The 21,753-nt window shown below is 62.1% G+C and carries 20 protein-coding genes; 8 read left to right on the forward strand and 12 right to left on the reverse strand.

Annotated elements, in window-relative coordinates; all coding sequences use genetic code 11:
• Positions 1–38 precede the first annotated feature (38 nt).
• Positions 39–2,225 (forward strand): catalase/peroxidase HPI, encoded by a 2,187-nt coding sequence (gene katG / locus HJB89_RS04540; RefSeq protein WP_221149074.1) that lies wholly within the window; start codon positions 39–41, stop codon positions 2,223–2,225.
• A gap of 77 nt (positions 2,226–2,302) precedes the next feature.
• On the opposite strand, the gene HJB89_RS04545 is transcribed toward katG, so the two are convergent.
• The 3 genes from HJB89_RS04545 to HJB89_RS04555 all read right to left on the reverse strand — a co-directional run bounded on the left by HJB89_RS04545 (position 2,303) and on the right by HJB89_RS04555 (position 3,674).
• Positions 2,303–2,713 carry a type II toxin-antitoxin system VapC family toxin gene (locus tag HJB89_RS04545; protein WP_221139385.1) on the reverse strand — a complete coding sequence of 137 codons (411 nt, stop codon included), beginning with the start codon at positions 2,711–2,713 and terminating at the stop codon, positions 2,303–2,305.
• Positions 2,710–2,970 (reverse strand): antitoxin, encoded by a 261-nt coding sequence (locus tag HJB89_RS04550; protein WP_207585121.1) that lies wholly within the window; start codon positions 2,968–2,970, stop codon positions 2,710–2,712. Before HJB89_RS04550 ends, HJB89_RS04545 begins: the two co-directional genes overlap by 4 nt.
• 248 nt (positions 2,971–3,218) lie before the next feature.
• Positions 3,219–3,674 (reverse strand): SgcJ/EcaC family oxidoreductase, encoded by a 456-nt coding sequence (locus HJB89_RS04555; protein WP_221116868.1) that lies wholly within the window; start codon positions 3,672–3,674, stop codon positions 3,219–3,221.
• Positions 3,675–4,086: 412 nt separating this feature from the next.
• Between HJB89_RS04555 and HJB89_RS33095 the strand changes: the two genes are divergently transcribed.
• Positions 4,087–4,632, forward strand: a complete 546-nt coding sequence (locus HJB89_RS33095; protein ID WP_246762856.1) for a hypothetical protein — start codon at positions 4,087–4,089, stop codon at positions 4,630–4,632.
• Positions 4,633–4,672: 40 nt separating this feature from the next.
• Here HJB89_RS33095 and HJB89_RS04570 read toward each other — a convergent pair whose 3' ends face one another.
• Entirely contained in the window at positions 4,673–5,641 is a 969-nt protein-coding gene (locus HJB89_RS04570; RefSeq protein ID WP_221149075.1) for a zinc-dependent alcohol dehydrogenase family protein, read from the reverse strand.
• A 54-nt stretch (positions 5,642–5,695) separates the two neighbouring features.
• Between HJB89_RS04570 and HJB89_RS04575 the strand changes: the two genes are divergently transcribed.
• The 3 genes from HJB89_RS04575 to HJB89_RS04585 are packed head-to-tail and all read left to right on the forward strand — an operon-like array spanning position 5,696 to position 8,841.
• On the forward strand, positions 5,696–6,106 hold the full coding sequence (locus HJB89_RS04575) for a thioesterase family protein (protein ID WP_221116866.1): 411 nt from the start codon (positions 5,696–5,698) through the stop codon (positions 6,104–6,106).
• A gap of 28 nt (positions 6,107–6,134) precedes the next feature.
• Entirely contained in the window at positions 6,135–7,658 is a 1,524-nt protein-coding gene (locus HJB89_RS04580) for a class I adenylate-forming enzyme family protein (RefSeq protein WP_221149077.1), read from the forward strand.
• The gene (locus HJB89_RS04585) at positions 7,636–8,841 is read left to right on the forward strand and encodes a thiolase family protein (RefSeq protein ID WP_207585116.1); all 1,206 of its coding nucleotides are present in this window, start codon (positions 7,636–7,638) and stop codon (positions 8,839–8,841) included. The genes HJB89_RS04580 and HJB89_RS04585 overlap by 23 nt, the downstream gene beginning before the upstream one ends.
• A gap of 118 nt (positions 8,842–8,959) precedes the next feature.
• Here the strand turns inward: HJB89_RS04585 and HJB89_RS04590 are convergent, their stop codons facing one another.
• Entirely contained in the window at positions 8,960–9,418 is a 459-nt protein-coding gene (locus tag HJB89_RS04590) for a carboxymuconolactone decarboxylase family protein (RefSeq protein ID WP_207585115.1), read from the reverse strand.
• A gap of 384 nt (positions 9,419–9,802) precedes the next feature.
• Here HJB89_RS04590 and HJB89_RS04595 point away from each other — a divergent pair, with 384 nt between their 5' ends.
• Together HJB89_RS04595 and HJB89_RS04600 are read left to right on the forward strand one after the other, a co-directional pair.
• Positions 9,803–10,567 carry an SDR family oxidoreductase gene (locus tag HJB89_RS04595; protein ID WP_221116863.1) on the forward strand — a complete coding sequence of 255 codons (765 nt, stop codon included), beginning with the start codon at positions 9,803–9,805 and terminating at the stop codon, positions 10,565–10,567.
• Between the two features lie 37 nt (positions 10,568–10,604).
• A complete protein-coding gene (locus tag HJB89_RS04600; RefSeq protein WP_221149079.1) occupies positions 10,605–11,018 on the forward strand; it encodes a cupin domain-containing protein in 414 nt (137 codons plus the stop codon).
• Between the two features lie 48 nt (positions 11,019–11,066).
• On the opposite strand, the gene HJB89_RS04605 is transcribed toward HJB89_RS04600, so the two are convergent.
• On the reverse strand, positions 11,067–12,350 hold the full coding sequence (locus tag HJB89_RS04605) for a cystathionine gamma-synthase family protein (protein ID WP_221149084.1): 1,284 nt from the start codon (positions 12,348–12,350) through the stop codon (positions 11,067–11,069).
• 87 nt (positions 12,351–12,437) lie between these two features.
• On the reverse strand, positions 12,438–13,517 hold the full coding sequence (locus HJB89_RS04610; RefSeq protein ID WP_221149086.1) for a YihY/virulence factor BrkB family protein: 1,080 nt from the start codon (positions 13,515–13,517) through the stop codon (positions 12,438–12,440).
• Positions 13,518–14,727: 1,210 nt separating this feature from the next.
• On the opposite strand from HJB89_RS04610, the gene HJB89_RS04615 reads away from it, so the two are divergent.
• A complete protein-coding gene (locus HJB89_RS04615; protein WP_207585110.1) occupies positions 14,728–14,865 on the forward strand; it encodes a hypothetical protein in 138 nt (45 codons plus the stop codon).
• 1,415 nt (positions 14,866–16,280) lie between these two features.
• Here the strand turns inward: HJB89_RS04615 and HJB89_RS04620 are convergent.
• From HJB89_RS04620 to HJB89_RS04640, 5 genes are all read right to left on the reverse strand, one after another.
• The gene (locus HJB89_RS04620) at positions 16,281–17,174 is read right to left on the reverse strand and encodes a protein-L-isoaspartate O-methyltransferase (RefSeq protein WP_221149091.1); all 894 of its coding nucleotides are present in this window, start codon (positions 17,172–17,174) and stop codon (positions 16,281–16,283) included.
• A 298-nt stretch (positions 17,175–17,472) separates the two neighbouring features.
• Positions 17,473–17,982 (reverse strand): GNAT family N-acetyltransferase, encoded by a 510-nt coding sequence (locus HJB89_RS04625; RefSeq protein WP_221116859.1) that lies wholly within the window; start codon positions 17,980–17,982, stop codon positions 17,473–17,475.
• Positions 17,983–18,235: 253 nt separating this feature from the next.
• The gene (locus HJB89_RS04630; protein WP_221116858.1) at positions 18,236–19,306 is read right to left on the reverse strand and encodes an ABC transporter ATP-binding protein; all 1,071 of its coding nucleotides are present in this window, start codon (positions 19,304–19,306) and stop codon (positions 18,236–18,238) included.
• Between the two features lie 13 nt (positions 19,307–19,319).
• The gene (locus HJB89_RS04635; protein ID WP_221116857.1) at positions 19,320–20,846 is read right to left on the reverse strand and encodes a DUF5060 domain-containing protein; all 1,527 of its coding nucleotides are present in this window, start codon (positions 20,844–20,846) and stop codon (positions 19,320–19,322) included.
• Positions 20,847–20,878: 32 nt separating this feature from the next.
• Complete coding sequence (locus HJB89_RS04640; RefSeq protein ID WP_259671144.1) at positions 20,879–21,706, reverse strand: carbohydrate ABC transporter permease; 828 nt, start codon at positions 21,704–21,706, stop codon at positions 20,879–20,881.
• Positions 21,707–21,753: the final 47 nt, after the last annotated feature.

The following is a 21,753-nucleotide window of genomic DNA, read 5'->3' on the forward strand; positions in this document are numbered from 1 at the left end:
TTGAATGGCAGACAGATCAAGCAATGAAGGAGACAATCATGGACAACCCCGCTGACAGCACAGGCAAATGTCCTGTTGCGCATCACAAGGCTCCAGCCGCCCGGTCGAACCGTGACTGGTGGCCGAACCAGCTGAACGTGCAGATTCTTCACCACAACTCCGGCCGCGCCGACCCGCTCGGCCAAGCCTTCGATTATGCCGAGGAGTTCAAGAAGCTCGATCTCGAGGCGCTGAAGCAGGATCTTCATGCGCTGATGACGGATTCGCAGGATTGGTGGCCGGCCGACTTCGGACATTACGGCGGCCTGTTCATCCGCATGGCCTGGCACAGCGCCGGCACCTACCGCATCACCGACGGCCGCGGCGGCGCCGGCCAGGGCCAGCAGCGTTTTGCGCCGCTCAACAGCTGGCCTGACAATGCCAACCTCGACAAGGCCCGCCGCCTGCTGTGGCCGATCAAGCAGAAATACGGCAACCGCATCTCCTGGGCCGACCTTCTGATCCTCACCGGCAACGTCGCCTTGGAATCCATGGGCTTCGAGACCTTCGGCTTTGCCGGCGGCCGTGCCGACGTGTGGGAGCCCGAGGAACTGTTCTGGGGTCCTGAGGGAACCTGGCTGGGCGACGAGCGCTACAGCGGTGAACGCCAGCTGGCAGAGCCACTCGGCGCCGTGCAGATGGGTCTCATCTACGTCAATCCGGAAGGCCCTGGCGGCAATCCCGATCCGATCGCTTCGGCGCGCGACATCCGCGAAACCTTTGCCCGCATGGCGATGAACGACGAAGAGACCGTGGCGCTGATCGCCGGCGGCCACACCTTTGGCAAGACGCATGGCGCAGGCGATCCGTCCCTTATCGGCGCCGAGCCGGAAGGCGGCGCGATCGAGGATCAGGGCCTCGGCTGGAAGAGCTCGTTCGGCAGCGGCGTCGGCAAGGATGCCATCACCGCCGGTCTGGAAGTGACTTGGTCGCAGACGCCGACCAAGTGGAGCAACTACTTCTTCGAAAACCTCTTCGCTTTCGAGTGGGAACTGACGAAGAGCCCGGCCGGCGCGCATCAGTGGCAGGCCAAGAACGCCGCCGCCTCCATTCCGGATGCCTATGATGCCTCGAAGAAACATCAGCCGACCATGCTGACCAGCGACCTGGCACTGCGTTTCGATCCGGTCTACGAGAAGATCTCGCGCCGCTTCCTCGAAAATCCAGATCAGTTCGCCGACGCCTTCGCCCGCGCCTGGTTCAAGCTGACCCACCGCGACATGGGACCGAAGGTCCGTTACCTCGGCCCTGAAGTGCCGGCCGAAGACCTGATCTGGCAGGATGTGATCCCGGCCGTCGATCATCCGCTGGTCGACGACAAGGACATCGCCGAGCTGAAGGCAAAGGTGCTGACAACCGGTCTTAGCGTGCAGGAACTGGTCTCGACCGCCTGGGCGTCGGCCTCGACCTTCCGCGGTTCCGACAAGCGCGGCGGCGCCAATGGCGCGCGCATCCGCCTTGCCCCGCAGAAGGACTGGGACGTCAACCAGCCGGCACAGCTCACCAAGGTGCTCGGCGTTCTTGAAGGCATCCAGAAGGACTTCAACGCTGCCCAGACCGGCGGCAAGAAGATCTCGCTCGCCGACCTGATCGTTCTCGCCGGTGCTGCCGGTGTGGAGAAAGCGGCAGCCGCCGGGGGTCATCCCGTCAGCGTGCCGTTTACGCCGGGCCGCACGGATGCATCGCAGGAACAGACCGATGCTGCCTCCTTCGCTGCCCTTGAACCGCGCATCGACGGCTTCCGCAACTATGTGAACGGCAAGCGCCTGCAGTTCATGAAGCCGGAGGAAGCCTTGGTGGATCGCGCCCAGCTTCTGACGCTGACTGGACCCGAAATGACGGTCCTCGTCGGCGGCCTGCGAGTCCTGAAAGCCGGCACGCCCGATCATGGCGTCTTCACCTCCGGCCCGGAAACGCTGACGAACGACTTCTTCGTCAACCTGCTCGACATGGCCACGCAGTGGTCGCCCGCAGCTGGCAAAGAAGGCGTTTACGAAGGCCGCGACCGCAATACGAACGCAGTCAAGTGGACCGGCACCCGCGTCGACCTGATCTTCGGCTCGCATTCGCAGCTTCGCGCCTTTGCCGAAGTCTACGGCCAATCCGACGCCAAGGAGAAGTTCGTGAGAGACTTCGTCGCGGCCTGGACCAAGGTCATGAACGCCGACCGTTTCGACCTCGTCTGATCGGTAAGCATTCCCCCGGGCGCAGCTTCGGCTGCACCCGGGCATTTCTTTCTTTATGGAATGCCGCGCATCGGGAACTACCGCCCGACCATCCAATCCTCGACGCGCAAGCCATCCACGCGCCGGAACTCCCCGACATTGTTGGTAATGACAAACAGATCCCGGGCCTTCGCCTGGGCGGCGATCAGAACATCGTAGGGACCGATTGGCCTTCCCTTTGCCGCCAATGCCGCGCGGATCTCGCCGGCGGCCAGCGCATCCTCGCGTTCGAAACCAATGGCTGGGAAATCCGCCATGAACAGGCGCAGGGTCTCAAGATTGTAGGAAATTTTCGCGCTCCCATAGGCGCCGTAATAAAGCTCGTGCATCACGATCGTCGACAGTCCGATCGATCCCTCGTCGCTCTCAATCACGCGGCTCAAGAGTATGTTGGACTTCCGGCCGATCAAAGCGATCACTGCATTGGTGTCGACGAGATGGGTGATCACTTGAACAGGTCCTGTAGCCCAGGCCTCTCCTGATCCTCCGGCTGCCCGCGTCCTTCCGCCATGAAATCGTCACTGAAGCCGCGCTCCAAGGCGCTCTGCAACGACGCCCAGCGCCTGCCGTGATCGGTCCGCGGCCGCAGGATTATGGCATCGCCTTCCCGCGTCACTTCTACCTGGTCAACGTCGAAACGGAATTCCTTCGGCAGACGAACCGCTTGTGAATTGCCGGATTGAAACACTCGTGCATATTGCGGCATAGGAGCCTCCGCGATTTGTATATATTAGAACGTATATACGCGGTGCGCCATGTTTTTAAAAGAAGGAGAAGGCGTGCCAGGCACACCCCTCCTGTGTCATGCCGGCTCCGTGCCTCGAGCATCTGCCATCGATCGATGACAGATGCTCGAGGCACAAGCCGCGCACAACGAATATGCAGTCAGCAGTAGGAGACCCCGTGTGGGGTGAACACGGGATCTCCCTGCCGGACCAATAAGTCGATGAAACCTTACTTCTCCGGCATCATCGACGAGTGGTGCGAGGTGATCAGCCAGGTGCCATCCTTGAACTCATAGGTGTAGGTATAGCGGGCCGGCACCTTCGAACCGTCCTTCAGCGCGAATGTATAGGTGCCGGTATCGACTGCCCAGTTGCAGCCGGTCTTGATGTCGCGGCTGTCGATGTGGCCCTTGGGCTCCTTCGCCAGGAAGTGCTCGAAATAATCGATCCGTTCCGCCTGGGTCAGGCGAGGTTTGTCGGACAGGGTGGCGAGAAGCACGGAATCCTCGCTATAGTTCTTTGCGACTTCCTGCGGGCTCAGCGTCGCCAGCGACGTATTCCAGCGGTCGAAAAGCTTTGCCACTTCCTCCTCGCTGACTGGCGCGCAAGTCGCCGTTTCGGCCGCTGCCGCCGACTGGACCTGAACGAAACCGAGGACGAGGGCGGCAGCGATGATCGTACGCATGTTTGACTTTCCTTTATGGCGGCTCCAGCGGACATCGCATCGGTCAACCGCATGACCAATATCTAAGCGGCCGGCGCTGCGGCCCCATCTGCCGGGTGGCTCCGATCCGATTTGCCGAACGGCATAGATGACATTCCCACCGGAATGACTATCGTGCCCGCGTCATTCATTTCAGGAGCAGTCCCGTTGGGTCTGGAGCATAACACAGATACGGCGCATTCGCCTGATGTCGCGGAGATGAGAGCCCTTTACAGCGCGGGCGGCACGTCTGCGTTTCATCATCGAAGTGCGGAACCTTCTCGACACACACGCCTTCGAAACGGCCGCCCCAGAGGTCTTGTCCCGGCTTGCCGATTTCGCCGGAGCGCCGCTTGCCAGGCTCGTCTTTCCGCCCTTGCAGGGAGAGGCGCCCGTGCAGCTTACGGTCGTGCAATCGAGGAGCTCGGAAAGCGACGGCATCCTGTTTGCCTCGCAGGATGGTTCCGCTCTCCATCTGACGCTCATCGGTCCTTCGAGGGCACGCGCATACGATGCCGACGACCGGCAGACCTTGGAGGTGGTGGCGGGCCAGCTCGCCGACGCCTGCAATCTCGAACGTCAGGCGGCAGAAAAGCAGGCGCTGCTCGGCGATCTCGAACGGCAGCGCAGCGAGCTTGCCGCCCTGGTCGCGCAGCTGATCCAGGCACAGGAGCAGGAGCGGCAACGGGTGGCGCTCGATCTGCATGACGGCTCGGCGCAGCCGATCCTGGTTCTCACCGCCGACGCGACCTTGCCGACGCGCAGGCGGGCGCTGTCCCTCGGCGCCAAGGATTTCCTGACGAAACCCTTCGATGCGATCGAGGCGGTCCTGCGCATCTTCAACCTTCTTGAAACTCGCATTCTGACGTTGGAGCTCGCCAGACACGGGCTGGCGACGCCGAAGTCGGAACGGCCGTGGGTCGATCCACCCTTATCTTGAAGGGGCGTTGGCCGTCGGCGGCGGTTTGCGCGCTCGCGCGTTAGGCGAGCAGCACCTTACCGCCCGTCCGGAAGGGAAGGGCGGATTGCAGCGCCTGGCGGATATTTTCCAAGGGAAAAACCTCCCGCACCTCGGTCGCGATGACCTTCGAGGCGATCTGCGCCGCCACCTCGGCATAGGCGCGCTGGACGTCGCCCATGGCTTCGGAATGAACCCATTCGCGAAGATGGAAGAAGGAAAAAGCGACATCTGGATGCGACGACCAGAAAGACGGCGGGATGCTTTGTCCCGAGAGCAGGCCGTAATGCACGAAATGCCCGCCGGGTTTGAGCGCAACGGCAAGGAGGCCGGCGCGCGTGCCGCCGACGCAGTCGAGCACCGCGTCGAGCCCATGCCGGCCAGCCGTCCCCGCTGCCAGGTCGCCGTCCGCCCTGTCGACGATGACGGCCTCGAGGCGGCCGCGGAGGCGCTGGAGGGATTCCTCGCTGCGGACGATCGCGACCGGCTCAACATCGACGGCATTGGCCAGACCGATCAGGATCGATCCGATCGAAGAGGCAGCGGCATTGATGGCGATGCGCATGCCCGGCCTCAGCCCGATCTTCTTGTGCAGCATCAGCCAGGCCGTCATCGGGTTGACATAGCTCGTCGCAGCCTCGAAGTCGGACAGCTCGTCCGGAACACGCAGGCACCAGCTGGGATCGGTATCCTTGTATTCCTGCCATCCGCCGACGCTGCGCACCGGCAGCACGCGTGTGCCGGGGACAAGCCCATGGACCTCTTCGCCGCACGCTTCGACCACCCCGAAGGCTTCGAAGCCGGGAATGAAGGGCAGGGTGGTGCGTCCGGCATAGGTGCCCGATATGGTGATGATATCGGACGGATTGATCGACCGCGCAAGCAGCCGCACGCGCACCTGGTCGCGCCGCAGCACCGGCAGTGCGGCCCGCTCGATCTCAACGACCTCCTCGGCCGGCCCGAATTTTCGCACGACCGCCTGATATTGCATTGCATCCCCCAGACAACAGCGGTTAGAACACGCCTTCGAAATTTCGGTGATCGAATGAGTGTTGACGACAGGCCTTTAGCATCGTTCCGGGTCTCGATGCGAGACATCGACATCTATGGTCATGTCCACAATTCGGTGTATCTCGATTATTGCGAGGATGCCGTCGTCGAATTCCTGCGGCACCGGCAAATTCTCAGCCACTTCCGCCACACCTCCTCGGGTGTCGCCTATCACGTGAAGAAGGCGGAAATCATTTTTCACAGCCCCATCGACGTCGACGATGTCGTCGAAGCGAAGGTGGCCGTCGGGAAAATCGGGCGCACGAGCCTCTCCTTCGCGCTCGAGCTCTTTCGCCAGCGCGACGGCGCCCATTGCGCCTCGGCCGGCCTTGTCTGGGTCTGCGTCGGCCTTTCCGACGGCCGCCCGACGCCGATTCCGGAAGCGACCAGAGCCGCTTTGGGCTGACGGCAGATCTTCAAACCAGCGGGTGTCCATGCCGATCCATGCGCAGCTTCTTCGACATGCAACGGAAAGGCCGGATAAACCGGCCCTGGTGATCGACGGCCGCTCCTTGAGCTACCGCGAGCTCTATTCGCGCGCCAAGGCGATTTACCGTTTTCTCCAGGAATTGCCGCGCTCGAGCCGCCGCAAGCTCGAGCTGCCCTGGGTGGAGAAGCTTGCTGCGCTCAGCCTCGGCAATCATATCGGCTTCGCCGAGTATTTTGTCGCCGCCACCGCCATCCCGAATGCCTGCGCAGTGATCGACCCGATGATGCCGCCGGAGAGGATCGAGCGCATCATCGAGCGGCTGGCGCCGGACGTGCTTGTTGTCGACGACGATGCCGGGCCGAACGCCGAGATCGGCCGCAGGTTCGGCGTTCCCGTCGTCGTCGCCGGAACCGAACCCTTTGATGTTGGCGCAGCGGCAGGCGACCTGCCTGATGATGCCGAGGGAATTTTTCTGATCGGCTTTACCTCAGGCACCACCGCCGAGCCGAAAGCCTATTATCGCTCGCGCGAGCAATGGCGCAGCAGCCTCGACCGGGGCCGTCTCGTTTTCGAGCTCGAAGACGCGCCATCGACCCTATGCCCGGGAGCGCTGGCGCATGGGCTGGCGCTTTACGCCTTGGTCGAAGCCTTGGATGCCGGCGGCACCTTTTATTCGGTGAGGAAATGGGATGCCGAGGCCGTCGCGCGCACGCTCTCGGCCGAAGAGATCGAGCGGCTGGTCGCCGTGCCCACCCATATAGCGGGCATTGCCAGGGCCTGGGCCGCCAAACCGGCTCTGACATCCCTGCGCGATGTCCTGACCGCCGGCGCAAAATTGGACGTGAACGGGGTCGAATCCATGCGCCGTCTTTTTCCGAAGGCGCGCATAAGGGAATATTACGGCGCATCCGAAATCGGTTTCATGACGGTCTCGACGCTCGTCGGCGGCGCGGTCGATTTTCCGATCGATCGGGTGGGACAAGCCTATCCCGGCGTGGAAATTTCCATTCGCGACCCTGATGAAAACAACGTCGGGACCGATGTGCCGGGAACCATATTCGTCAGGAGCGACCTGATCGCCGACGGCTATCTCTGGGGTGACGACGGTCAGGCATTCCGGGTCACCGAGGCGGGAGCGACGGTCGGGGACCTCGGCGAACTCGATGAAAACGGCATGCTGCGGGTGATCGGCAGGGCAGGCGGCATGATGATATCCGGCGGCAATAATGTTTATCCCGCCGAAGTCGAAAGCGCCCTAAAAGCTTGCCCGGGGGTCGACGATGCCGTCGTCTTCGGGCTGCCGGATGCCTATTACGGCCAGCGGATCGTCGCGGTCGTGTCGGGAGAGGCGACAGATCCAAAAATCCTGGCCGATTATTGCGCGGATAAGCTCGTCAGGTACAAGATCCCCAGGCAATTCTACCATATCGGATCCTGGCCGATGACGAGCAGCGGCAAGATTGCCAGGGGGCACGTGGAAACGGCTGTGATCTCGGGAGACGATCTTGTCCTACGCCTATCAGCCTGACGAGGATTGGCAGCCGGTCGTGGTTGCCGCTTACCGCACGCCGATCGGGCGGGCTTTCGGATCGCTTTCGACAGTTGCGGCGGAAGACCTGCTCGCGCCGATCATCCGTCGGATCCTTTCCGAAACGGCAATTGCGCCCGACGTTATAGACGACGTCCTGGTCGGTAACGCCGCCGGCGGTGGTGGCAACATCGCGCGGCTGGCGGCACTCGCCGCAGGCCTGCCCATGGCGGTTCCGGGTGTGACGATCGACCGGCAATGCGGTTCAGGCCTGGAAGCGATCATCATGGCCGCCCGCCTGATCCAGGCGAAAGCGGGCTGCTGCTTTCTGGCCGGCGGCGTCGAGAGCGTCAGCACCGCGCCATGGCGTGTCGAACGACCAAAAGCCAATGGGGCACTACCGCGCTTTTATGGGCGCGCCCGGTTTTCGCCTGATGCCGTCGGCGATCCTGAGATGGGAATTGCCGCCGAAAACGTCGCCCGTCAATTCGGCATATCGCGGCAGAGACAGGATGAATTCGCGCTCCGCAGCCACCAGCTCGCCGCCGCGGCGGCCGATGCCGGCATCTTTCGGCCCGAGATCGTCGAAATCTCCACCGGCCACGGACTGGTCGAACGCGACGAATGCCCGCGCCCATCCACATCGCTCAAGGCGCTCGCAAACCTCCGGCCGGTCTTTCTCCCCGGCGGTTCGGTGACAGCAGGCAATGCCTGCCCTGTGAATGACGGCGCCTGCCTGGTGCTGGTCATGAGCCGCGGGATGGCGAAAAGTCTCGGCATCGACAAGGGCCTCGCCTTCATCGACAGCGCGGCGGCCGGTGTCGACCCCAACCTGCTTGGCATCGGTCCGGTTGCCTCGACCAAAAAGCTCTTTCAGCGTCAGCCCGGGCTCTCGCTCGCCGCCGTCGATGCCATCGAATTCAACGAGGCTTTCGCGGCCCAGGTTCTGGCATCGCTGGATCAACTCGAAGTTTCCGCGGACGCGGTCAACAGCAATGGCGGCGCCATTGCCTTGGGTCATCCGTTCGGCGCATCCGGTGCAATCCTCGTCACCCGGCTCTACAGCCAGCTGATCCGCGCCCATAAAAGCGGCTCAGCTGCCGGCGCGACCGGCCTGGCAATGATCGGCATCGGCGGCGGCATCGGGCTGACCGCCATGTTCGAGACCGCCACGCTTTCCTGATCATAAGGGTATCGTGTGTCGTCGCCACCAAACATGACACCGAGTAACAAACCAGGTTTTTAGCAAACTGAGCCGGGCGAAGCTCTTCGCCCGGTCCGTTCTTCATGCTGCGATCCCGTCAGGCGGCGATGCGCTTGTGATCCGCGGGGTGCTGAAGCCGGAAGCCGATCGCCAGCCTGTTCCAGGCGTTGATCATCGCAATGCCGATCGAAAGGGCCACGAGTTCGTCATCCGAAAAATTGCTATGCGCCTCTTCATAAACATTATCAGGCGCATGGCTTTTCGCGATTTCTGTGAGCGCCTCGGCCCAGGCGAGGGCGGCCCGCTCCCGTTGGGTGAAGAGCTGCGACTCGCGCCACGCATTCAGAAGCAGCAGCCGGTCGTCCGTTTCGCCGAGCTTCAGGGCGTCCTGACGGTGCATATGCAGGCAGTGAGCGCATCCGTTCATCTGGGAAACGCGCACTTTGACAAGTTCGAGCAGCTTCGGGTCGAAGCTCTTGGCGATCCAGGCTTCGACGGCGACCAGACCGTCAACGCCGCTGTTCTTATGGGCTATGAAGTTCAAACGCTTGATCATTCTCGTCTCCATCGAGAGGGTTGATGACGCAAGCCACGGCTTGCCCGACAGTGGATACGCCGTGCCATCAGGCTCGCCTATCTGCTCCGAGGGTAGGTTCGGCCGATCCCGGATGACGTGAAACTCCTCCATTTCGGCCGGATGGATCGAGCGCAGGGCGAGCCCGGCTACTGCCTACGCATAGGGTGACCGCGACTGGGGGAGAATGGTTCGGGGCCGCGATCCGGCGCATTCTGCAGCCCGTCGGTTCCGGCCGGCCGCGCCGGAAAATCCCCGCGGCGACGGTCCCTAGATCGATGACGTCGCTTGCCTCGCCGAGGACGCGATTTCGGCAGCCACCTCAAGTCAACAGAGGAAATCCTCGCAAGGTCAAGGAGACTACCCATGAAGATCGTCATTATCGGCGGCACTGGCCTCATCGGCTCGAAGACCGTGGAAAGATTGCGCAGCAAGGGACACGACGTTCTGCCGGCCTCGCCGAATTCGGGCGTCGACACGATCACCGGCAAAGGGCTCGCCGAAGCGCTTGCAGGCGCCCAAGTGGTGCTCGACCTGGCCAACTCTCCCTCCTTCGAGGACAAGGCGGTTCTCGAATTCTTCCAGACCTCGGGCCGCAACCTGCTCAAGGCAGGGGCCGCCGCCGGCGTGAAGCATCACATCGCGCTCTCGATCGTCGGCATGGAGCGCCTTCAGGGCAGCGGCTACATGCGCGCCAAGATGGCCCAGGAACAGCTGATCAAAAGTTCTGGCATACCCTACACCATCGTCCATTCCACCCAGTTCCATGAATTCATGGCAGGCATCGCCCAGTCGGGCACCGTCGGCCAGATGGTGCATCTGTCGCCGGCCTATGTGCAGCCGATCGCTTCGGACGATGTCGCCGATGTCATGGCCGAGGTGGCGCTCGCCGCGCCTCTGAGCGGTACGATCGAGATCGGTGGACCGGAGAAAATCCGCCTCACCGACATCGTGACGCGCCTCCTGAAAGCGACGAACGATCCGCGCCAGGTGACGGCCGATCCCCACGCCCGCTATTTCGGCGTCGAGCTTGAGGATAACTCGCTGGTAACGGGTCCCAAGGCGCGGCTCGGCCGGATCCGCTTCGACGATTGGCTCAGCCGGCAGCCGCCGCAGAAAAAGAGCGCCTAACAGCGAGACCACGTCCCATCAACGCAGGAGACCACACATGCTCAGGAAAATGATCTCGGCGGCCGCGTTCGCCATTGTCCTTGCCGCCGGCACTCAGGCTTATGCTGCAGGCGGCGACGCGAAGGTCAGCGTCGTTTTCGACCAGAAGCTTCCCAATGTTCCCGGCAAGAGCATGCGGGCGGTGCTCGTCGAATATGCGCCGGGCGGCTCGTCGCCCGGCCATACGCACCCGGCCTCGGCCTTCATCTACGCCACCGTTCTCGAAGGGGCGATCACCAGCAAGGTGAATGACGGGCCGGAGAAGGTCTATAAGGCCGGCGAAAGCTTTTCCGAATTTCCGGGCGATCATCACGCCGTCAGCAAGAATGCCAGCAAGACAAAGCCGGCCCGCCTGCTTGCGGTCTTCGTGCTGAATACCGACGAGACGGAACTGACGACCGACGACAAGTGACGTCACCCACGATGCCCGGCGCCGCCGGGCATCGATTTCCCCGTCGTATCAGGCCGCCTGTAGCGCCAGTTCCAGGTCGGCGATCAGATCGTCCGGATGCTCGATGCCGATCGACAGGCGGATCGTCGATTCCAGCACGCCGATGCGCTGGCGGACATCGGCGGGCACGCCGGAATGCGTCATGGTGGCCGGGTGGCTCGCAAGCGATTCGGTACCCCCGAGGCTGACCGCAAGTTTGAAGACCTGCAACGCGTTCAGGAACTTGAAGGAGGCCGGCTGACCGCCGCGGATGTCGAAGGAGAAGGTGGAGCCGGCACCGGTGCATTGTCCGGCGAAGGTGCGTCCCAGCGGCGAGTCCGGATCGTGATAGGGCAGGTAGTGAACCTTTTCGACCTTCGGGTGATCGCGCAGGAAATCGGCGACGGCCCGCGCATTGCTGTTTGCCCGCTCCATGCGCAGCTGCAGCGTTTCCAGCGACCGGCCGAGCATCCAGCAGGAATGCGGATCGAGCTGCGTGCCGATCGCACCGCGCAGCGCCTTGACCTGCTTGACGATCCCCTTGCGCCCGAGAACGGCGCCGGCGATCAGATCGGAATGGCCGCCGACATATTTGGTCAGCGAATAAAGCGAGATATCGGCGCCGTGTTCGATCGGCCGCTGGAAAACCGGCCCGAGCAGCGTGTTGTCGCAGACGACGATCGGCGTATGTCCCTGTTTTGCGCCGATCGTGTCGGCCACGCGCCGGATCATCGCGACATCGACCAGGCTGTTGGTTGGGTTGGCGGGTGTTTCGATCAGGATGACAGAGACTCGGCCCTTGGCCATCGCCTCCTCAGCCGCCTTCTGCACCGATCCCTCGCTGACCCCGTCGGCAAAACCGATGGCGGCGACGCCGAGGTTCAGGAAGGTCTTGGCCAGCAATGTTTCCGTTCCGCCGTAAAGCGGCTGCGAATGCAGGACCGCATCGCCCGGCCGAACGAAGGCAAGCAGGGTGGTGGCGATCGCCGACATGCCCGAGGAAAACAGCGCGCCGCTTTCCGTCCGCTCATAGACGGCGAGCCTGTCCTCCACGATCTCGCTATTGGGATGATTGAAGCGCGAATAGACGAGACCCGCGCCTTTCCCCGCCGGCGGCTCGCGGCGGCCGGAGACGTAATCGAAGAAGTCGCGGCCATCCTCGGCGGAGTTGAAGACGAAGGTGGAGGTGAGGAATACCGGCGGCTTGACCGCCCCTTCCGAGAGTTCTGGATCGTAGCCGTAATTCAGCATCTGCGTTTCGGGATGCAGTGCATGATTGCCGATATGGGTTTTGGAAGGATGCGGGGCCGTCATGATCGTCTCCTCTGTCGGGATTGCCCAAGGATAAATTACATCAAAACCGCATCGGAGAATGCAATGATCGATGCCGCTCCTTAACAGTCAACTCACGGTCTCGCCCAAAGTGTCCGCAACATAGGCGCCGCGCGCGCCCATCGGGAGCGGCGTGCCCGTCGTCGTATCCCGCGCGGTCTGATGCTCCAGCTCGGCGTTGAGTTCTGCGCCGATGACGAGAATGACGACGGACAGCCAGATCCAGACGAGGAAGCCGATCAGCGCGCCGAGCGTGCCGTAGGTCGCGTTATAATTGGCGAAATGATCGAGATAGAAAGAGAAGACAAGCGACATGGCCGCCCAGGCGACCGTCGTCAGACCCGCGCCCCACGTCATCCACCGGAGCTTGGCAGGCTCCCGGCTGGGGCCGAAGCGGTAGACCGCGGTAACGGCAACCGCAACGACCAGCAGAAGCAGCGGCCACCGCAGGAGGAGCGCCATGTGTTCCTTGAATTGATCGAGCCAGAGATAGGAGAGCACGACAGGCATGACCGCGACTAGCGCCACCATGACCACCGTCAGAAGCATCGCGCTCAAGGTGAAGCAGAGGCCTATGAGGTTCAACCGGATAAGACCGCGCTTTTCGTTCTCCTCGTAGGCCACGTTCATCGCATCGAAGATCGCCAGCGTGCCGCTATGCGTGCTCCATAGCGCGATGCCGAGACCGACGAAAAAGGTGATGCCAAGTGCACTGTCGCGCTTATTGACGAGTTCCTTGATCTGATCGGCAAGTAGATCGAACGCTCCCGGCGGCATGAGGCCGGCCAATTCGCGAAGATGTTCGGATATGGTGATCGGATCGGCAACCAGCCCGTAGAGCGCCACCAGAGCCGCCATGGCGGGAAACAGCGCCAGCAGCAGATAAAAGGCCACACCCGCGGCAATGAGTGTGACCCGGTCGTTCAGGACTTCATGGTAGACGCGCCAGAACACATCGCGAAGTCCGCGGAGCGGAATAGCCTCGGGCGTCGCGGCGCTGCGGCCATGATCGTCAACCGCGCGGCGGGGTTCGGCACTCGGGGGAACGGAACTGCGCTCCGTTGCCTGCATCAACGCAAGTGCGCCGATCGCCGCAGCCACCATCGCCGCTGCGATCGACATCTTCTTGAGGTGAAGCACATCTGGCATGAGGATGCTCTCCGCTCTGGTGCGGGGATAACGCAGAGTGCCGCTAAAGGATGCAAGCCGCTGCCTCCCGCGACCATTCGAGCGGGGGGCAAAATCATTCCGTTCCTCGAGCCTGTCGAGTAACGGCAATTTTGACCGATTCGGGCTTGTCAAACCGGTCGCTGCGGGGGAATCTATCGCCTGGTGGCGGGGGGTATGGTGCAGCTTACAAAATTCTAAGCCATTGATCTCGTTATTATCACTTCCAGTTATGGAAGTGAATTCGCACTTTAGTTTCGTTACTGACTGGGCGGTCTTTTCGACAAGCCTGCCCGACAACCATCGTTTCGGTCTCAAAGGCAGCGAATTCTGGCTCCAAGCGTCTGCAATGTTGCGACCACAGCGCCTTCAGCGATCGACAAAACAATAACGCCAGTGGCAATCCCCTGCAATAGCTGCTCTCGTTATCGACCGCGAATATCGGGAACCGGACGCGGAGGTGCTTCTGCCCGGCATCATCCATGTTGCCCGCCGCCGAAGCCGGAGCATTGCCTGCCCGCGATCGAGATCGAGATCTCAATACCTCGGTCGCAGCCGGACAACGCATTCACGATACGCCCCCGAAAGTCTCGTCTGCAGACCGGGTCGGCGCTGCTTGAGAACCAGCCCCTCCCCTGCTTCATGGTCATTCGGTTCGGCCGCATGGCGAGGCCGGCCAGACTGCCGTGCGCCTCGACCAGCCATCGCGCGATGGATGCGGTGTCACATGGCGGAAGGGCAATCGGCTCGATATCTCCAAGCATCGACCGATGAAAAATGCACGTCCGACGATGCACGCTCGCCTCGTCACGGGCGTGCGACAGCCGAGCCTCGGCCGGGTCAGACCTCGGCCAAAGGCTCTTCCCGGCACGAGGCCTGGCGCGTCACCAGGCGAATCCCTGAACTCGGATGTAGGTCCGCTTGCCTGATTGCCCGTCGTCCGCGGACAACTTCCAATCAGACGATGGCCGCAAAGCCTATTCAACACGCCCCGCAACTGGTGTGCATGGCAGCGAAATGCGAGGGGCGCACCGACGCCGAATGGATGCAAAGAGCAGCGCTGCGGCGTCTCCCTCGAGGCAATGGCCTTCGGCCTGTGCCCCTTAGGATGAGGGACGCCTAGAGGGTGCCGCCGTCCATAGGAGACGCCAGGAATCTGCGCCCAACAACGAGCGCTGGAGAATGCCGTGCCGTGGCCCACGAGAGCCTCATCCCGAGGCGCACCGCCTCGAAGGACGAGGCGGGCGCGCCGACGTCGAAGGAATGCAAGGAGCAGCGCTGGAGCGGACCCTTCGAGGCTCCGGCCGTCGGCCTGCGCGCCTCAGGATGAGGAACGCCCTGAGGGTGCCGTCCTCAACAAGGGACACTGCGGATCTGCGCTCCAATAGTGCGCGTTGAAGAACCCGCGCCACCGCACACGAGAGCATCATCCTGAGGCGCCCCGCAAGAGGCCTCGAAGGGCGAGGCCGGTGCGCCGACGCCGAAGGAGTGCAAGGAACGGCGCTGAGCACGTCCTTCGAGGCTCCGGCTGTCGGCCTGCGTGTCTCAAGATGAGGCGCACGCTGGAGGATGCGCCCCCAACAAGGGGCGGTAGATTTCCTGCGTCTCAATTTCAGGCGTTGAAGATTCCGATACTACCCCCGAGAGCCTCACCCTGAAGCGCGCCGCTCGGGGCCTCGACGGGCGATGCGGGTGCGCCGACGTCGAGGGAAATGCAAGGAGCAGCGTCGGCGCCGCGCGCTAAAGGTGAGGAAGGATCAGCTATGCAAAAGCCTGAGCGTCGAGAATACGGGATTGATCGTAAATGGGTTGTCCGCGGACAACCCGGTGACCATCGAGACAGAACAAGTTCTCGAGAACACTTCACCTTACGCTGTCGTCCAATTGAGCCTGAGGCGCTCCCCGCAAACGCCTCAAAGGACGCAGCGACCTGCTCGCTTCGGGAATGAGTGGCGGCGCAGCGCAAGTTGTCCGCGGACAACGCCGCCGAATCCGGCCGCGAGCAATAATCAAAAGCTGCGCCCAATTCGACCCTCTTGCAGCGTCACCCGTCTTGCCACCCAGCCGCCAAGCTTGAATTTGCCGCGTCGCGGCACTACCTCGTGATGGACCGAAGCGCTTCACCCCTCCGAGCCGCTTGGGTCCGACAGACAGTCATTCCTCCTCCCAGGCTGTCGCTCACTATCGAAGCCCGGTGCCTCTCCCGCGCCGGGCTTTCGCTGTTTCGGCAAACCACTGGAGTAGCCGGACAGGCCACATCCTCCATTTCTTCCGCTCCTATCGATCCGGTCCTCAAACGGGATCGGCGGAGCCGGCGGCAAAGTTCATTGCCTGCGTCGCCAACCTGCGCCGAAGCTGCCGCCTTGCCGCCGGCGGTGGTGCGCAATTCATATGAACTTTCGCCGCATGGCCGCGGCTCGAATACTCGGCGCCTCCGGCTCGATCTCGAAGATCATCGACAGCAAATTTCAACAGCAGAGTTTCCCGCTTCAACTGGGGAGAGGCGCCGTTGGCGAGCTTGCGCTAAGCTTCGGGAAGGCCGGATCTAAGGTCGACACTCCGAACGTGTCATCGCCCATACCATCTCCGCCGGATGCTCGGGTGTTGCGATGTCGTCGCTGATCAAACCTGCGGCCGACTGATCGCGCCGGGCGAAGGGGCGAGGGGCATCGCGATCTTCGGCGTGGTGGGCTGCGTCGCTGTTCGCAACGGAGATGCAGCAGTCGGCACTCTGGAAGGAATGCTTCAGGGATCGTCATAGCAGAGCGCCCATTGGTCGCCGATATACCAGCAGCGCCCTACCCGCGGGTCCGTTTTCCAGAGCAGGCTTTTTATGAACTCGATGCCGCCGCGCTTGAATGCAGCCGTCAGCGCCTCAATCTCGTTCTCGTCGATCGTCAATCCACCATCGGCGCAGACGAAATAGGCAGTACTGATCCAGCGCGCCGCAAATCCACTTGCGCCGCGCTCGATACGAAGCGCGGCGCCATGAGAGGCATGACGGCCGCCACTCGACGGTCGGCCCTGGCGCGGTACGCCAAGCGGCAACACCAGACGTCCCCCGGGTCGCAACCTTTCGATCCAGGGTGCCGCCGGACGCCCGACGGCGAAATTCACATAGACCGCATCCACCTCCTGCTGCGGCCATTGATTGCCGTCGGCGATGATGACGCTGACATTGGCCCGATCGGCAAGCGCTGCTTGGGCGTGACCCGCGAGATCCGGATCCATCTCGACGGCAAAGACATGACCCGCCGCACCCACCAACTCCGCGAGAATGGCGCTATAATAGCCAGTGCCGGCACCGATATGAGCGATGCGATCGCCGATTTGCACGTCCAGTTCAGCCAGGAGCCGCGCATGCAGCGACGGGCTGCCATTGTTGACGCCCTTGTCGGATTGCAAGGCGAACAGCACATCCTGATAGGCCAGAACCAAATCGGAGGAAAGCAGCGGGCGATATCCGCCACCCAGATTGGCGATCTGCCATGGCGGCGCACCGAGGAATTTTTCGCGTGGCACGACGGCAAAGGCGGCCTCGATCCGCGGGTTCGTTATTCCGGCGGTTGCCGCCACCTGATGGGCGTAAGCCCGGCGGACCACCGCCAGTTCGTCGAGCGTAAATATCGCAGTCGGCATGACTCATCTCCGGACATGGCTTCCGATCTGTTCCGTTTTGCTACGCCTTTACATCAAGCGGATCCATATCTGCCGATATCTGGTTAATACAGATAGCGGACAGATCCTCAAGACTCCGCATTCGTGACGGAAGTTAAGCGCTAATTAGCTTCCATTGCAGAAAACTACATTGTTAGGTCATACGCTTAATACAGGCGGGCCATAAACGAACGCACCTCAAAGCTGGCCTGCAAGCCAGCATCATTCCGAGCCGGGCGGCCTCTGGCCTCAACAGCTTCCCAGAGCGCCGTCGAGGCATTCAGCCGTGCGGCGTCGCGCGACCCATGGCGTTTACGCTGAAACGCTTCTTGATCCTGTCGACGTGCGTTCCGTCCTGAAGCGGAACCTGAACCAGCCTGTCATAGGTCTCAAAGCCCATCTTCGCGTAATAGCCAAGTCCGCTGATATTGTCGGCGCGGATGGTCGCATTGATGAATTCCAGCCCGAGCTCTTTCGCTGCCGCCCGGGTCGCGGGAAAAAGCGCGCTGCCGACGCCCGCGGTCTTTGGGTTCATGCGGGCAAAGGTCGCAATGTCGGCGACGCCTTTCGGCGGATCGCCGTATAAGCTCAGCGATTGAAAGCCGACAAGCGCCTGATTGTGCTCTGCAACATGGCAGACAAGCGGAAACTCGCCCTCGATGAACCAGTCCGCGAATTCGGCGGCCGAAAGCGGGGTCTCGAGCGCTGTCGTTCCGCCGGTCCGAATGATCTCGTTCAAGAGAGCGCTCAACTCCTCGGCGTCGGAGGAGACGGCTTTTCGGATGTGCATGTCTTGGCTACCTCGTCGCTAGAACAGGATGATTTTAGGCCCAGTTGGCCTAAAATCTGAATCCTGTTCTCAGTTAAAGAGTTAGAGCATGATGTCATGAGAAAACCGCGCTCACTTTTCGGCCTCATGCTCTAGTCAACAACCTATCGGCGAGATTTCGAGGTGACAAGTCACCATTTCGTCTGCCACGATGAGGCATCGTCCAGCGCACTCGACACCGGTTTCGCGTTCGCCGATTGCGCGCAAACTGTCATCAGGCGTTCAATCGCTGCTGCGTCTGCCGGTCGAAGAAATGAACCTTGGACGTTTCGAAGGAAAGCTTCACCGGCTGTTCCGGGACGAGCTCGACACGTTCGCGCACGACCCATGTCAGCTCCCGGCCGTCGACTTCCACGGCGACATGGGTTTCCGATCCCGTCGGTTCGACCACCTTGATCACGGCATCCACCCCGTTCTCGCCGCCGAAGGCGATGTCTTCCGGGCGGATGCCGAGCGTCAGCGGCCGGTTGGCTGAATTGGCCGGCGCCCGCGACAGCGCCACGCGCGAACCGCTGGACAGCGCCAATGCCGGCTTTCCCCCATCGTCGATCGTCCCTTCGAGAAAATTCATGGCGGGGGAGCCGAGGAAACCGGCGACGAAGATGTTGCGCGGCCTGTCATAGAGCTCGAGCGGGCTGCCGATCTGCTCGACGCGGCCGCCATGCAGCACGACGATCTTGTCGGCCATGGTCATGGCTTCGATCTGGTCATGGGTGACGTAGACGATGGTGGTCTTCAGCCGCTGGTGCAGGGCCTTGATCTCCGCCCGCATCTTCACCCGCAGTTTCGCATCGAGATTGGAGAGCGGCTCGTCGAACAGGAAGACTTTGGGATCACGAACGATGGCGCGGCCCATGGCGACGCGCTGGCGCTGCCCACCGGAAAGCTGCGCCGGCTTGCGGTGGAGAAGCGGCTGCAAACCGAGAATGGCGGCGGCTTCGCCGACCTTCTTCTCGATCTCAGGCCGCTTGGCGCCGGCAAGCTCCAGCGCGAAACCCATGTTCTGGGAGACGGTCATCTGCGGGTACAGCGCGTAGTTCTGGAAGACCATCGCGATATCGCGATCCTTCGGCTGCAGATTGTTCACCACCCGGCCGTCGATGCTGATCTGGCCGGCGGTGACGTCTTCGAGCCCGGCGATCATGCGCAGCAAGGTCGACTTGCCGCAGCCGGAGGGGCCGACGAGAATGGCGAATTCACCATCGGCGATCTCGACGTCGACGCCATGAATAATATCGACCGTGCCGAAGGATTTCTTGACGTTTCTGATGCTCAAGCCAGACATTTTGGACCCTTGATTAGTGCTTCCCGCGCCGGCGCACGCGCAGCGCCTGATACGGTTTGCGCGGGATTTTGACGCCGAAGGCCGCGTCCGGCTTTCCGCCGCGCACGACCGAGCCGTGGCGGGTCGGATGCGGAACGGGCGCTGCCACCTTTTCGGCCGGCGTGATCGTCATCTCCCAGGTGTCGATGATATCGACATCGTAATCGTCGCCATCGACAGGCAGGCCGGTGGACCAGACGACCGGCTGATGTTCGCCGAAATAGATCAGCCGGAAATCGCCGTCGCCGTCACGCGCCCCCGATACGCGCGACCAGGGCCATTCGCCGATGATGCCGAGCGGCTCGAGCCCATGTTTGACGTCGGCCTCCAGCAGATCGCGCAGGAAGCCGATGCGCTTCCAGGCCTCGCCGCGCAGCTCGCCGCCCTTGGCCCACCAGATCAGATCCTCGGGATGCGAATAGGTCTCGCCATGGCCGGCATAACCGCCGCGCGCCATGGTGATCCAGAAGCGATGCACGAGTTCCCCGGCATGGAGATTGCCCCATGACTGCAGGATGTCGCCCTCATATTCCGGCTCGTCGTTGACGACAGGCTTGCCATAGGCATCGCGCCATTCCTGGGTGCGCTTGACGTCGGGGTTCTGAATGCAGCTATGCGTGACCCACGGCTTGCGATGATCGAAATTCGCCGTCACGTCGCCATTGTGGATGGAGCGCAGGTGCTGGTAGGGATCGTTTTCCTCCAGGATGTGGAAGTAGCGGTCCCACTGCGCCATCGGTTTGGTGTCGATGAGGAAATCATATTCATTGGCGAGCGACCACCAGACGTTCCGGTAGGCGGAAAGACGCGCGGCCAGATATTCGACATAGCGGAAATCCTGCGCGGCCGACATGTCGGCATAGCCCCAGCGGTCATAGGGGTGGAAGATGATGATATCGGCCTCGATGCCCAGTTCGCAAAGCGCCGCGACCTGCTTTTCGAAATGCTGGAAGGCGGCGGGGTTGGGCCGGTCGAAATCTTGGCCGCCGTCCGTGCCGCGTTCGAAGCAGGCATGCAGCGGCTCGTTGACATTATAGGGATAGTCCTTCGGAAACACGCCCATGCGCATCTTGTTGAAACGCGCCGTCTTGAGGGTTTCCAGCGTCTGCTTCTGCATGTCGAGCGGCTGATGCGTCCAGGCGTAGCAAGTTGTTCCGAAGGAGAGGAACGGCGTGCCGTCGGCATAGGCGAAGTGGAATTTGTTGCGCACGCGCACCGGGCCGTGATTGCCGGCCGAAGGTGCGGTCGCGGTCAAAACACCGGTCTTGCCGTCGAGGGCCGCAGTCTTGGAGCGCGTCTTGAACGACCACTCACCCTCACTGTCGGGCATGAAACGGATGCGATAAGTGCCGTTGCCGTCATAGAAGCCCGGCACGCGCACATCGCGGCTCTTCTGGGTGAACACGGCATCGAATGCCACGTCGAGATAGGGATTGCCGCCGGCAGGCCCCTCGAAGGCGGCCTCGAACACACCCCATTTTTCGACTGTTGCATCAGACATTCTGTCTCTCCTCGTGAGATAAGATTTCGCGATCAGCCCTTGACGGCGCCGGAGGTGAGGCCGGAGACGAAGTAGCGCTGGAACATGAGATAGACGATCGTCGCCGGCAGAACGGTCATGACGATCGCCGCGTTGAGCTGGCCGTAATTGCTGGAGAACTGCCCCTGGAATGACATCAAGCCGAGCGGCAAGGTCCACATGTGCTGGTCCTGCAGCAGCACCAGCGCCATGGCGAATTCGTTCCAGGTGGAAACGAAATCGAGGATGAGCAGCGCGGCAAGCACGGGCAGGCACACCGGTAGGAAGATCCGCCGGAAGATGGTGAAGTGGGTGGCGCCGTCGATGAGGGCTGCTTCCGACAGCTCCTTGGGAATGCCCTTGAAGAAGCCGTGCAGGATGAAGACCTGGTAGGGAACGCCGAAGGCGATATAGGGCAGGATGACGCCGGGATAGGTGTCGATCAGTCCGAAGGAATTGACCAGGGTGAAGAGCGGCGCCAGCATCACCTGAAAGGGGATCATCGTGCCGAAGACGACGACGAGCAGCAGGGCCTTGCTGATCTTCAGCTTGATCTTGGCCAGAGCATAGGCGGCCATGGCCGACAGGAACAGGCCGAGCGGCACCTTGATGACGGTGATGATGACGCTGTTCAGAAAGGAGTTGGCGAAATTGCCGCGGCTCCAGGCAGCGCTGTAATTGTCATAGGCAAGCTCGGTCGGCGGCATGAAGGCGCCGGTGCTCGTCACCGCCGCCGGCGTCTTCAGCGAGGTAAAGACGATGAACACGAAGGGCGCAACCCAGACGAGGGCGACGACGACAAGCGTGATCCAGAGGCCGATCAGAACGGGATCGCGCTTCATCGACGACGGCTGGACTTCGAGATGCACGGCGGCGGTATCGCTCGGCA

This window comes from Rhizobium sp. NZLR8, assembly GCF_019685025.1.
Taxonomy (GTDB): Bacteria; Pseudomonadota; Alphaproteobacteria; order Rhizobiales; family Rhizobiaceae; genus Rhizobium.